This window comes from Streptomyces sp. NPDC058534, assembly GCF_042717365.1.
Lineage (GTDB): Bacteria > Actinomycetota > Actinomycetes > Streptomycetales > Streptomycetaceae > Streptomyces.
The window spans coordinates 27,427-40,019 of record NZ_JBHXNW010000080.1 but is presented as its reverse complement, the minus strand read 5'-3'; the positions used below and the strand labels follow the sequence as shown (position 1 = coordinate 40,019).

Below are 12,593 nucleotides of genomic sequence, written 5' to 3'. Positions count from 1 at the left end.
GCGCGGGGGGGGGGGGGGGGGGGGGCCCCCTCCGGCCCGCGGCCCCCCCCCCCCGCCGCGCACCCCGGGGGGCCCCCCGCGCCCCCGCCCCACGACACGGCGACGCACACCGTCCTCGAACAGCTCCGCGCGGCGCCGCCCCTCGTGACGCGGGCCGAGACGGAGCTGCTGTCGGCGAGGCTGGCGGCGGTGGCGCGGGGCGAGGCGTTCCTGCTCCAGGGCGGCGACAGCGCGGGGCCCGCGACCGGGGACGTACAGGTCCGCCTGGAGGCGGACCTGCGCGTGCTGCACCAGACGGGCGTCGCCCTCATGTACGCGACCGGCCTGCCGGTGGTGAAGCTGGCCCAGGTGTGCGGGCCGTACGCCCCGCCCCGGCACCTCGCCGATGACGGCATCGCGCGGGACCTCGCCCTGTCGGCGGCCGCCATGAACCTGTTCCGGGGGCGGTGCCGCGGCGAGACGACAGGCCTGGACCGGATCCACGGCTGGAACACGGAGTTCGTCCGCACCGGCGGCGGCGCCCGCCACCGGCCGCTCGTCGAACGGATCGGCCGCGGTCTGGGGTTCATGGCGGCCGGCGGATTCACCGACCCCACCGCGCGCACGGCCGAGCTGTACACCTCCCGCCGGATGCTGGCCCCGGACCACGAACAGGCCATGACGAGCACCGACACCGATGCCGATGCCGATGCCGATGCCGATACCGGCCGGCTCAACGGCTCCGCGCACTTCCTGTGGCTCGACGCCCACGCCGCACACACCGCCCGCGCGGACGCCTCGTACGCGGCCCTCGTCCGGCGGTCGGCGAACCCGGTCGGGCTGCGGATCGGACCCGACACCGCCCCGGCGCACGCCGCCGACCTGGTGGAACGGTTCGACCCGGACGCCGTCCCGGGGCGGCTGACGCTGACCTGCGCGATGGGGAGCCGGCGGGTCCGCGAGCTCCTGCCGCCGCTCGTCGAGCGGGTCGAGGCGACCGGCCGGCGGGTCGTCTGGCAGACCGACCCGCTGCACCGCAACCCCTGGGACTTCGCGGGCGCGCTCGACGAGGTCACGGCCTTCGTCGAGGTGCACCGCCGCTTGGGCACCCACCCCGGCGGACTCCGCGTGGAGACCGGCGACGGGCCGCGCCTCACCGCGTCGCAGGCCGTCGAGCTCGGTTTCCACACCGCGGAGCGGCTGAGCACCTGAACGAAGCACATACGAAGCACATACGAAGAGGCGGTGCCCGGGATCCTCCCAGGCACCGCCTCTTCGTCGGTCAACGGACGGCAACGCGCCTCACGGCCAGGTGAGGACGAGATTGCCCCGCACATCGCCGTCCGACAGGCGCTTGAACGCCGCGGGCGCGTCCTGCGCCGACATCACCTCGTCCACAAGCGGCCTGATGCCCGTCGTGTTCATCAGCGCGAGCATCCGCGCGTACTCGTCACGCGTACCGCTGAATGAACCGACGATCTTGATCTGATGAAAGTAGATCCGGTGCAGCCGCGCGGGCGACACGTCACCCGTGGTCGCGCCGGCGACGACGACCGTGCCGCCGTTGCGCACGCTGCGCAGCGAATGCGTCCAGGTGGCCCTGCCGACGCTGTCGACGACGGCGTCCACCTGTTCCGGCAGCTCGGCGTTGGTCTCGAACGCCTCGTGGGCGCCGAGCCGCCGGGCCAGGTCCCGCTTGTCGGCGGTACGGCTCGTGGCGTAGACCCGGAGCCCGGCGGCCGCGCCCAACTGGATCAGGGCGGTGGACAGTCCGCCCGCGGCGCCCTGCACGAGCACCGAGTTCCCGGGCAGCAGCTCGGCCTTGGTGAACAGCATCCGGTACGCCGGCAGCCACGTGCACATCAGACAGGCGGCCTCCTCCCACGTGAGGTGGTCCGGGACCGGCAGCAGACTGTGGGCGGGCGCCGCGATGTACTCGGCGAGCGTTCCCGGCCGCGCCCCGACGAGCTGCGCGGCCGGCAGGACGAGCGTCTCGTCGGTCGTGCCCGGCGGGGAGTCCAGTACGGGGTAGAGCGTCACCCGGCGGCCGTCCGGATTCTCGCCGGCGGCCTCGCAGCCCAGGATCCGCGGGTACTTGTCGTGGTTGAGCCCGACGCCCCGCAGGGTCCACAGGTCCTTGTGGTTGAGGGAGACGGCCCGGACCCGGACGCGTACCCAGCCCTCGGGCACCACCGGGTCGGGGCGTTCGCCGATGACCAGCGCGGACAGCGGATCGTTGTCGTCCGGACGAGCTGCGTAGACGGCTTTCACACGAATGCCCTCTCGCGTCGTGCCTGAATGGGCGGTGGAATGTCGCGACAGTGCACGAATCTCCTCACGCAGTGGTCGGCCAGCAAGGGAAAGGCGAATGCAGCACTTTCTCGGACGCACTGGATGTGGAGTCCTGTCATGCCATTCGGTGACGCTAGTACCGGGCGGTAGGGCCGCACATCCCTCAGCCTGGTAGGACCCCACGGAGTAACGGCCGCTTTCTCCGGACATCGCCCGCAGAACTGTCAGGCCGAGTGATGTGGAACTCCCCCGACTCCCCTTAGCGTGACGGCGCCGAGTCATGTCTGGAGAAATGATCTGTATGCGACGCAAGCTGTCTCTGTCGGAAATCCTGTACGTCGGTGAGATCAGAACCCTCGCGACGACCGTCTGCACCGTACGCGGCGACATCGACGAGGAGGTGCTGGCCGCGGCGTTCGCCGCGAAGGTCGCCGAGCACCGCTCGCTCCGCAGTCGGGTGGCCCGGGACGGCGCCGAGTTCTTCCTCGAACTCCTCGACGAGGACGAGCTGCCGCGCCTGGAGGTGCGTCCGGCCGGGCCCACCGACCTGACCGACCAGCTCAACCGGCCGCTGCCGGCCGGCGGCCCCCTGGTCCGCGCCACCCTCTTCCGCGGCGACGGCGAGTCGACGTTCGTCCTCGGCATCGACCACGTCATCTGCGACGGACACAGCGCCACCGTCCTGTGCAACGAGATCTGGAGCGCGTACGCCGGGATCCAGGACGGTGCGTACGAGGCTCCGCGGAATGCGGGGGAGTCGTGGCCCGTGGCCGTCGACGATCTGCTCGCGCCGTGCTCCGAGGAGGAGCTCGTCGCCTACGTGAAGGACCGGACCGAACGGACTTCCGCGCACCCGCTCGCCGTCCTCCCGTTCAACGCGGCGGCGTCGCCGCAGGCCGGGGAGGCTCAGGACGGGCAGGGCCAGGACGGGCCCCTGATGGACGTCCGCCGCATCCGTCTCACCCGCGAACAGACCGCCGCCCTCGTCGCGTTCGCCAAGAGCGCCGGCGTCTCCGTGCACGGCCTGGTCGGGGCGGCCCTCCTGACCGCCGTCCGGGACGGCTTCGGACCCGGCTACGGCAGCGACCACCGGCTGAGCTTCGTCTCGCCGGTCGACCTGCGCGCCCGGCTGACCCCCGCGCTCGGCCGCGACGTCCTGATCCCCGCCGCGTCCTGGTACCTCGACGTCGTCGACGTACCCGAGGGAGGCGATCTGATCGAGCTGGGCCGTCGGATCACCGGGGAGCTGCGCGAGGCCATCGAGCTGGGCGAGCCGGCCCGGGAGCTCCAGGCCCTGCCCCGGCTGCTCGAGAACCCGTCGGTGCTCACGGCCAGCCTCGTCATGCCCAACGTGGGCAGCGTCGCGGGGCCGCCGGCGCCGCGCGGTCTCGAGATCACCGACATGCGCAAGTTCGCCATCTCCTCCAAGTGGGTCCCCGAGGCCGGCGCGGGTGCGCTCGTGGCGTCCCCGATGACCGTCTACGGTCGCCTCAGCATCGAGATGCCGTACAGCGCCAAGTGCTTCACCCCCGCCCGGATGGACGAGATCCACGACCACGTCCTGGCCACCCTGCTCTCCGTCGTCGAGAGGAACGAACCGTGACCCGGGCCGCGATGGTGACAGGCGCGGCGCGGGGCATCGGCGCCGACGCGGCCGTGGGGCTGGCCGAACACGGCATGGACATCGCCCTTCTCGGAACGGACGAGGCCGCGCACGCCGACACGGTGCGGCGGATCGCGGAGACGGGACGGGGGTGCGTGTTCGTGGCCGCGGACGTCACCGACGCGTCCTCGGTCGACGGGGCGTTGGCCCGTGTCCGCTCCGAACTCGGCGACCCAGTGGTCCTGTTGAACTGTGTCGGGACCGTCGACCGTGAACCGCTGCGCGAACTCTCCGACCAGGACTGGACTGAGGCCGTCGGCGGTCCTCTGCGCGGGGTGTTCGTCACCAGTCGCGCGGTCGTCGACCCGATGATCAAGAACGGTGGGGGCCGGATCCTCACGCTCGCGGACGTCGCGGGCGGCGGCCGGCCGGGGGCGGCGCGGAACTCGGTCGTCGAGACGGGCCTCGCCGGGTTCACCCGGACGATCGCCATGGAGCTGCGGCCGTTCGGCATCACCGCCAACGTCATCGCTCCGGAGCCCGCCGCGACGGACCTGACCGCCTCGCCCGCCGCCGGTGGATCTGCGTACGCGGCGGGGGTGCTCGACGCCGTACGGTTCTTGACCGGTGACGGGGCCTCGGCCGTGTCCGGCCATAACGCCCCCGCCGCCTTCACGGGGTGCCGCATCGCCGCCGTGAGGTCGGACCCCCGCCAGCTTTCCGCCGACCGGGGCCCGCAGATCCCCGGGCCCCGCTCCTACGTACGTGGCGTTCCCGTCAGCCCCTCACCAGCGGACCGGCAGTTCGATCAGGCTTACCACCGTGGAGCGGCCCCGCAGCGGGACCTCCTCCAGCGGAACGGCCAGTTCGAGACCGGGCAGCTCCTCGACGAGCGTCCGCAGTCCGGCGCCGACGACGATGCGCGCCAGGTTCTGGCCGAGGCACATGTGCACGCCGTATCCGAAGGCCATCTGCCCCGACGTGTCGCGGTCGAAATCCAGCGCGTGCGGGCAGCCGAACTTGGCCGGGTCGCGGTTGGCGGCGGGCAGCGACACGGTGACCGTGTCGTCCTTCTTGATCGTCTCGCCGCCCAGTTCGATGTCCTCGAGCGCGGTGCGGAAGATCTGGTACTGGTTGACCGTCGTGTAGCGGAGCAGCTCCTCGATCGCGTTCGCGGACCTCGGGTTCGCCCGGAACTCCGCGAGCCGCTCGGTGTGGTGCAGCAGCGCCAGGGTGCTGCAGGTCAGCGCGGCCTCCGTCGTGGAGTAACCCGCGACGAACACCAGGAGGATCATGTTGGTGATCTCCTGGTCCGTCAGCTGACCCGCGGCGATGAGCCGGCTCAGCATGTCGTCGCCGGGTTCGTTCCGCTTCCGCTCGACGAGGTCGCGCACGTAGAAGAACGACTCGCGCGCCGACGCGAGCTCGTCCTCGAGCTCGATGCTCTCGTCGTTGGAAGTGTCCGGCAGCTGGGCGATCTTCTCGCACTCCTCGTACGGAATGCCGATCAGCTCACAGATGACCTGGAGGACCAGGGGCCGGACGAAGGAGGCGACGAGGTCGGCGGAGGTACCCTGCTCGCGCATCGCCTTCAGCTGCTCGGCGGCCAGGACGTCGACGCGCTCCGCCCACTGGTTCATCCGGCGGGTGGTGAATTCACCGGTCAGCAGCTTCCGGTACTTCGTGTGGTCCGGCGGGTCCATGTGAATGAACATCCCGGGCATCGCCGGCAGCGGCGGAATCTGCTTGCCCTTTTTGGTGATGGGGAAGTGGCCGATGCCGTAGTTGTGGCTGAAGACGGGATTGCTGAGGGTCTCGCGGGACAGCTCGTGACCGGTCACCAGCCAGCCGACGTGGCCGCTGGGGTACGTCATTCTCGTCAGCGGCCGTTCCCGGCTCAGGTCGAGGAGAAGCGACGGCGGATCGAAATGATCCGTGCGGTCCCAGTGCTGCTGGTAGGTTATCGGCTCGCTCATCGCGGCATCCTTCTCGGTATCGGTCATACGCAGGGGGTGGGGGTCCGCGGACCGGGCCGAACCGGCCGGGTGGTCATGGCCGAACCGGCCGGGCCGTCACCGGGCCGACGGCCGCAGCCAGGCGCCGATCCGCTCCTGGACCTCCGGCGGGAAGACGTCCTTCGGCACCATGCCGTGGACCGCCTTCGGGGGCAGCGCGCTGTACGAGGAGCCGCGCTGGTCCGCGTACTGCGTGATCCGGAAGCTCACCGCCATGCTGCACAGCGCGTACGCCTCGGCCGCCGTGACACCGGCCGCGGCCGGCAGCCAGGCCACCAGGCCCCGCAGGCAGGCGAGGAGCGCGTCGTCGAGGCTGTCGGCGAAGCCGAAGCCGATCCAGTGCGTGTCGGTCTCCGCGAGCGGGGCGTCGAGCGCTACGGACTTGTGCAGGTCGTAGCGGATCCGCAGATCCTCCGCGGCCGACTTGATGCCGGTCTGGTCCACCAGGCCGTCGCCCTGCACCGCGTGCACGTCGCCGACCCACACCCGGCCGCCGGGCTTGGCCACCGGCAGGAACAGGGAGGAGCCGACGGTGAGTTCGCGCAGTACGAGGTTGCCGCCGTAGGGGCCCGCAAGGAGCGCGCTGACCGGCTCGTCCCCGGCCGGCTCGACGGCCATGATCCCGAGGAACGGTGCCAGGGGGAGCGTGGTCCCCTGGGCGTAGGTCGCCGTGCGACGGTCCTCGTCGAAGCGGAAGTAGCGCATGTACGGCTCGGTGAAGTCGTCCCGCAGCGCGCCGGAGCCCGGGTGCGAGGCGTTGCAGCCCCAGTCGCGGGTACGGAGCTCGGTCAGCCGGCACTCGATCACATCGCCCGGCTCGGCGCCCGAGACCTGCACGGGACCGAGCAGCGGATACGGGTTGCCGGGATTGCGCCGGCGCACGTCGACCAGTTCCTCGAAGGGCATCCCGAACGCCAACTCGTTGTTCCAGTTGGTCCAGGTGTCGGGGTAACTCACCACATCGCCGGATTCAATCTTCGCAACCGCCGGGGCACCCGGGTCGAGTACGCCGGAACGCACAGTGGCGGGTGTCGACTCGACCGTGTGTATCTCCATGGCGTACGACGCTAGGGCAGCCGCCTTCCGAATATCAAGGCATTCCGCGGGCGTTCTGATGACTACCAGACCTGGGGATGTCGGGGCCTCGGCCGCGCCTCTATCTTGAGATCTGGTGAACGAATATTTCAGCGGGCCGATACGCGAGGCCGGAACGCCGTGCCTCAATTGACTGATGCGCTGACGGCCTCGCTCCCACGAGCCGAATGGAGAACGTGGTTGCAAGGCAATAGTCATTACGTCCGGCAGATCCTGGACGCCCTCGGTGCCAATCCCCTGAACGCACCCCTCATATGCGAGGACGTGCCCACCACGGCCGGATCCCTCGCCGATTCGGTCACCTCGGCCGCCCACACCATGCGCGCGCAGGGCGTGGGCCGCGAGAGCGTGGTCGCCGTCCTGACCAACGCCAACACCCCGGCGACGCTGATCCTGCGCTGGGCGGCGAACCTGCTCGGCGCCACGGTGGTCCACCTCAGGGGCGTCAACGCGGTCAACCCGCTCGACCAACTGCCGCTGGAACTCCAGCTCGACATCCTCACCGATGTACGCGCCACTCTGGTGGCCGTCGACGCCGACAACGCCGACCGCGGCCGCGAGCTGTGCGACGCGCTGAAGACCCGGCCGCTGCTCGCCGGCCTCGGCGCCTTCGGCCCCGACATCGTCGACCTCACCTCCGCCCCCGCGGACGCGTTCGACCCGGAGACCGCAGAGACCGGCGACATCGCCGTCGTCACGTACACGAGCGGCTCCACAGGGCGTCCCAAGGGCGTCAGTTGGGCGTTCGCGGTGAAGAACGACATGGTGGCCACCTCGGCGGCCCGTGGCGTCCCCGCGAACTGCCTCATCACCGCGCCGCTCACGCACTCCAGCGGCTTCGCCGCCGACGACACCGTCATCACCGGCGGCCTCGTCGTCCTCCAGTCCGCCTTCGACGCGACCCAGGTCCTCCGGGCGATCGAGCGGTACGGCATCACGCGCCTCGTCCTGTCCGCACCCCAGGTGTACGCGCTCATCGAGCACCCGGCCATCGGCAGCACCGACCTGTCGACCGTACGGGAGCTCTTCTACACCGGCAGCGCCGCCTCCCCGGACCGCATCGGCAAGGCCGTCGAGGTGCTCGGCCCCGTCATCATGCAGGTGTACGGCACGAGCGAGAGCGGCCTGATCAGCCTCCTCCTCCCGGACGACCACCGCGACCCCGCCCTGCGGGCCACCGTCGGCCGCCCGCCCGAGGGCGTACGCGTGACCATCCGCGACACGGACGGCCGGATCCTGCCGCCCGGCCAGGCCGGCGAGGTCTGCGTCATCTCCCGCTGGTCGATGGAGCGTTACTGGAACGAGCCCGAGCTCACCGCCCGTACCGTCCGCGACGGCTGGATCCACACCGGCGACATCGGGCACTTCGACGACGCCGGATACCTGCACCTGCACGGCCGGATGGCCGACGTCATCAAGACGAACGGCATCAAGGTCTACCCGGCGTCCGTCGAGCGCGCCCTCCTCGACCACCCGGCGGTCGCGGAAGCGGCCGTCTTCGGCGTCGAGGACGTGGACCGGCTCGAACGGATCTGCGCCGTGATCGTCCCGAGGGCGGGCGCCGCCCCGGACGCCGAGGAGCTGCGCCGGCACGTGAGCGAGCGCCTCACGCCGAACCACGTACCGGCCGACATCGAGGTGCGCACCGCCCTGCCGGTCCTCGCCCTCGGCAAGCCCGACCGGCTGCGGCTGCGCGCCGAGGCCCGGGAGCGGTTCGGGATCACCGACGCCGGCTGGCCGGTGACCTGACATGCCGGACAAGCCCGCCACACCTGACATGACGAAGCCGAACACGACGACGGGCGGTACGGCCGCGTCGTCCGGGACCGCCCCCCTTGAGGAGAAGGACGGCATGGCCACCACCACACACGGCACGGGGAACGACAGCGGCCCCGGACAGGCGCCGGTCACCCTCGCCGAGCTGCTGGAACGGCGGGCCAAGGACTGTCCCGACGCCACCGCGCTCGCCTCCGCCGAGGAGACCCTCACCTACGAGGAGTTCAACGCCCGCGCCAACCGGCTGGCCCAGGTCCTCCTCGCCCACGGCGCGGGCCCCGAGAAGCTGGTCGCCCTCGCCCTGCCGCGCTCGGTCGACATGGTCGTCGCCACCCTCGCGGTCGCCCAGACCGGCGCCGCGTTCCTGCCGGTCGACCCCGCCTACCCGGCCGACCGCATCGCCTTCGTCCTCGCCGACGCGGCCCCCGCCCTGGTCGTCACCGCCCGCACCTCGGCCGACCGGATCCCGCAGAGCCCGGAGACCGTCCGCCTCGTCCTCGACGAGCCGGAGACCGCCGACCGGATCGCGAAGGGCCCCGACGCGAACCCGGCGCTCGTCGAGCTGAACGCCCCCGTGACGGCGGCCGGCCTCGCCTACGTCATCTACACCTCCGGCACCACCGGCACGCCCAAGGGCGTCGCCGTCACCCACGCGGGCCTCGCCGGTCTCGCCGCCGCGACGGTCGAGCGGATGGCGATCGACGCCGACAGCCGGCTCCTCCAGTTCGCCTCGCCGAGCTTCGACGCGTACGTCTTCGAGCTCCTCGCCGTCCTCGAAGCGGGCGCCGCCCTCGTCGTCCCGCCGCCCGGCACCCTCGCCGGCGAGACCCTCACCGAGGTCCTCACCGGACTGGACGTCAGCCACGCCGTGCTTCCGCCGGTCGCCGCCGCCAGCGTCCCCGCCGCCGAACTCGGCGGAGTACGCAGCCTGCTCGTCGCGGGCGAGGCGTGCACCGCCGAACTCGTCGAGCGCTGGACGACACAGGACCGCCGCGTGATCAACGCGTACGGCCCCACCGAGGTGACCGTCTGCGCCACCATGACCGAACCGCTGACCGCGGCCGGGACCCCCTCGCTCGGCACCGGGATCCCCGGCGCCCGCGTCCACGTCCTGGACGCCGAGCTGCGCCCCGTACCCGTCGGCGAGACCGGCGAGCTCTACGTCAGCGGCCCTGGCCTGGCACGCGGCTACCTGCGGCGCCCCGGCCTCACCGCCGAACGCTTCGTCGCCGACCCCTTCGCGGCCGACGGATCCCGCATGTACCGCACCGGCGACCTGGTCTCCCTGCGGCCCGACGGCGGCCTCGACTTCCACGGCCGCGCCGACGACCAGGTCAAGCTCCGCGGCTTCCGCATCGAGCTCGGCGAGGTCGCGAGCGTCCTGGCTGGGCACCCCTCGGTCGACCAGGCCGTGGCCGTCGTCCGCGAGGACCAGCCGGGCGACCGCCGGCTCGTCGCCTACGTGATCGCCGGCCAGACCCACGGCAAGCCCGCCCCGGGCAACGCCGAGCTGCGCGAGTACGCGGCCCGCAGCCTGCCGGAGCACATGGTGCCCGCCGCCTGCGTCACCGTCACGGCCTTCCCGACGACCCCCAACGGCAAGCTCGACCGGCAGGCCCTGCCCGCGCCCGAGACCACCGCCGACACCGCCGGAAGGGCGCCCGGCACCCCCGCGGAAGTAGCCTTCGCGGCCATCTTCGGCGAGCTGCTCGGCGTGTCTCAGGTCAACGCCGACGGCAACTTTTTCGCCCTCGGCGGCGACAGCATGCTCGCCATCACCGTCATCCTCAAGGCGCGCGAGGCGGGCTATTCCATCTCGCCTCGCGAAATGATCAGCAACCCGACCGTCGAGGCGCTCGCCGCGGTCGCGAGCGGCCCCGACGCCGCGGCGCAGCGATGACGGCGACGCCCGGCTGCCCTTCCGAGCCCGGCTCCCCTTCCGAACCCGCCGACGCGCACCGCGGACTGGAGACCCCGATGACCGAGACACCGACGACCGAGGCACCGATGACGACGACCGGGACACCGACGACCAGGGCACAGAAGACCGAGGCCCCGAGGCCCGGTGCGGAGACGCCTATACCACCGCACCAGAGCAAGCGGATGGTCGACCCGGCCGAACTCGAGACCCTCGACCTCGCCGACCCCGTCCTCCACGCGGAACGCGACCTGACCGAGGTGTGGCGCCACCTGCGCGCCGAACGCCCGATGTACTGGCAGGAGGCGCGCGGCTCCCAGCCCGGCTTCTGGGTGGTGAGCCGGCACGAGGACGCCATGTCCGTCTACCGCGACAAGGAGCACTTCACCACCGAACGCGGCAACGCCCTGGGCACGCTGCTCACCGGCGGCGACTCCGCGGCCGGGACGATGCTGGCCGTGACAGACGGCGTCCGCCACTCCCAGATCCGCAACATCCTGATGAAGGCCTTCTCCCCGCGGATGCTGCACGACATCCGCGAAGGCCTGCGCGAGACCGTCGACGGCCTCCTCGTTGACGCCATCGAGAAGGGCGAGTGCGACTTCGCGGAGGACGTCTCCGGCAGCGTCCCGCTCGGCGCGATCTGCGACCTGCTCGGCGTGCCGCGCTCGGACCGCAAGTACCTCCTCGGCCTCACCTCCCGCGCCTGGAGCTCCGACCACGCCGACGCCCCGCCGGAGGACAGCTGGACCGCCAAGAGCGAGATCCTGCTGTACTTCGCGGACCTGGCCGCCACTCGCAAGCACAGCGACCACGGCGACGTCGTCAGCCTCCTCGCCAACAGCCAGATCGACGGCGAACGCCTCAGCGACGCCGAACTCATGGCGAACTGCTACGGCCTGATGATCGGCGGCGACGAGACCGGACGCCACGCCATCACCGGCGGCCTGCTCGCCCTGAAGCAGTACCCCGACCAGTGGAAGGCCCTGCGCTCCGGCGAGGCGAAGCTCGACACCGCCGTCGAGGAAGTCCTGCGCTGGACCGTGCCGTCCATCCACGGCGGCCGCGCCGCCACCGGCGACGTCGTCGTCAACGGCCAGCAGATCAAGGCCGGCGAGGTGGTCAGCGTCTGGATCGCCTCGGGCAACTTCGACGGCGACGTCTTCGCGGACCCGTACCGCTTCGACCTGAACCGCGCCCCCAACAAGCACCTCACCTTCGCCCACGGCGCGCACTTCTGCCTGGGGCACTACCTCGCCCGCATGGAGATCGAGGCGGTCCTCGACGGGCTCCGCCGCATGGTCACCGACATCGAGCAAACCGGCCCCGAGAGCTGGATCTACTCCACGATCCTGCACGGCATGCACTCCCTGCCGGTCTCCCTCAAGCCCGACGCCGGCGGCATGCCCAAGCGCTGACCGGGCCCGCCCCCTCACTCGCGATGCCGCCCCAGAAAGGTGCACCCATGTCCCACCCCTTCGAGGACCGAGACGGCAGCTACCTCGTCCTGGTCAACGACGAGGAGCAGTACTCCCTCTGGCCCGCGACCACGGCCGTGCCGGCCGGCTGGCGCAGCGTCATGGGGCCGGCGGACCGGGCGGCATGCCTGGACCACGTCGAGGCCACATGGCTCGACATGCGCCCCAAGAGCCTGATCGGATCGACGGAGGGCGCATGACCGCGCGTACGACGTCGGTCTCGGGCAGGCTCCGCGCCGACGCCGTGGCCGTCGTCACCGGAGCGGGCCGGGGCATCGGCGCCGCGACGGCGAAGCGGCTCGCGGCCGACGGCGCGGCAGTCGTCGCCCTCGACCCGGTCTCTTATACACAACTCCCATCCCACGATACGTTAATCACTCTCGTGTTACGTGTGTGTATTTGAAGAGGGTTGTGTGTTGGTTTGGTTGGGGGGTGGT

10 protein-coding genes and 1 pseudogene are annotated in these 12,593 nt (G+C 71.5%); 8 read left to right on the top strand and 3 right to left on the bottom strand.

The genetic code is table 11. From position 1 onward, the window contains the following. Nucleotides 1-1,191, top strand: a 1,191-nt coding sequence (locus ACFWR9_RS34940; protein WP_383849478.1) for a 3-deoxy-7-phosphoheptulonate synthase, incomplete at its 5' end; no start/stop codon positions are given. 90 nt (nt 1,192-1,281) lie between these two features. On the opposite strand, the gene ACFWR9_RS34935 is transcribed toward ACFWR9_RS34940, so the two are convergent. Then, complete coding sequence (locus tag ACFWR9_RS34935) at nt 1,282-2,250, bottom strand: zinc-binding dehydrogenase (protein WP_361216760.1); 969 nt, start codon at nt 2,248-2,250, stop codon at nt 1,282-1,284. A 322-nt stretch (nt 2,251-2,572) separates the two neighbouring features. Between ACFWR9_RS34935 and ACFWR9_RS34930 the strand changes: the two genes are divergently transcribed. Both ACFWR9_RS34930 and ACFWR9_RS34925 read left to right on the top strand, forming a co-directional pair. Further along, nucleotides 2,573-3,874: a condensation domain-containing protein gene (locus ACFWR9_RS34930; protein WP_383849475.1), complete on the top strand. Its 1,302-nt coding sequence runs from the start codon at nt 2,573-2,575 to the stop codon at nt 3,872-3,874. A gap of 11 nt (nt 3,875-3,885) precedes the next feature. Next, nucleotides 3,886-4,434, top strand: a pseudogene (locus tag ACFWR9_RS34925) (SDR family NAD(P)-dependent oxidoreductase); the annotation flags it as partial. Between the two features lie 225 nt (nt 4,435-4,659). Here the strand turns inward: ACFWR9_RS34925 and ACFWR9_RS34920 are convergent. Together ACFWR9_RS34920 and ACFWR9_RS34915 are read right to left on the bottom strand one after the other, a co-directional pair. Beyond that, nucleotides 4,660-5,850, bottom strand: a complete 1,191-nt coding sequence (locus ACFWR9_RS34920) for a cytochrome P450 (RefSeq protein ID WP_383849473.1) — start codon at nt 5,848-5,850, stop codon at nt 4,660-4,662. Nucleotides 5,851-5,946: 96 nt separating this feature from the next. Further along, the gene (locus ACFWR9_RS34915) at nt 5,947-6,945 is read right to left on the bottom strand and encodes an acetamidase/formamidase family protein (protein WP_383849470.1); all 999 of its coding nucleotides are present in this window, start codon (nt 6,943-6,945) and stop codon (nt 5,947-5,949) included. Nucleotides 6,946-7,164: 219 nt separating this feature from the next. Between ACFWR9_RS34915 and ACFWR9_RS34910 the strand changes: the two genes are divergently transcribed. The 5 genes from ACFWR9_RS34910 (at nt 7,165) to ACFWR9_RS34890 (ending at nt 12,559) form a co-directional block, all read left to right on the top strand. Next, complete coding sequence (locus tag ACFWR9_RS34910; protein ID WP_383849467.1) at nt 7,165-8,733, top strand: class I adenylate-forming enzyme family protein; 1,569 nt, start codon at nt 7,165-7,167, stop codon at nt 8,731-8,733. Between the two features lie 28 nt (nt 8,734-8,761). Then, nucleotides 8,762-10,660 (top strand): non-ribosomal peptide synthetase, encoded by a 1,899-nt coding sequence (locus tag ACFWR9_RS34905; protein ID WP_383849465.1) that lies wholly within the window; start codon nt 8,762-8,764, stop codon nt 10,658-10,660. 77 nt (nt 10,661-10,737) lie between these two features. Further along, nucleotides 10,738-12,096, top strand: coding sequence for a cytochrome P450 (locus ACFWR9_RS34900; RefSeq protein ID WP_383849462.1), 1,359 nt, complete (start codon nt 10,738-10,740; stop codon nt 12,094-12,096). Between the two features lie 47 nt (nt 12,097-12,143). Then, a complete protein-coding gene (locus ACFWR9_RS34895; RefSeq protein WP_383849458.1) occupies nt 12,144-12,356 on the top strand; it encodes an MbtH family protein in 213 nt (70 codons plus the stop codon). Continuing rightward, nucleotides 12,353-12,559: an SDR family NAD(P)-dependent oxidoreductase gene (locus ACFWR9_RS34890; RefSeq protein WP_383849456.1), complete on the top strand. Its 207-nt coding sequence runs from the start codon at nt 12,353-12,355 to the stop codon at nt 12,557-12,559. Before ACFWR9_RS34895 ends, ACFWR9_RS34890 begins: the two co-directional genes overlap by 4 nt. The last annotated feature ends 34 nt before the right edge of the window (nt 12,560-12,593 follow it).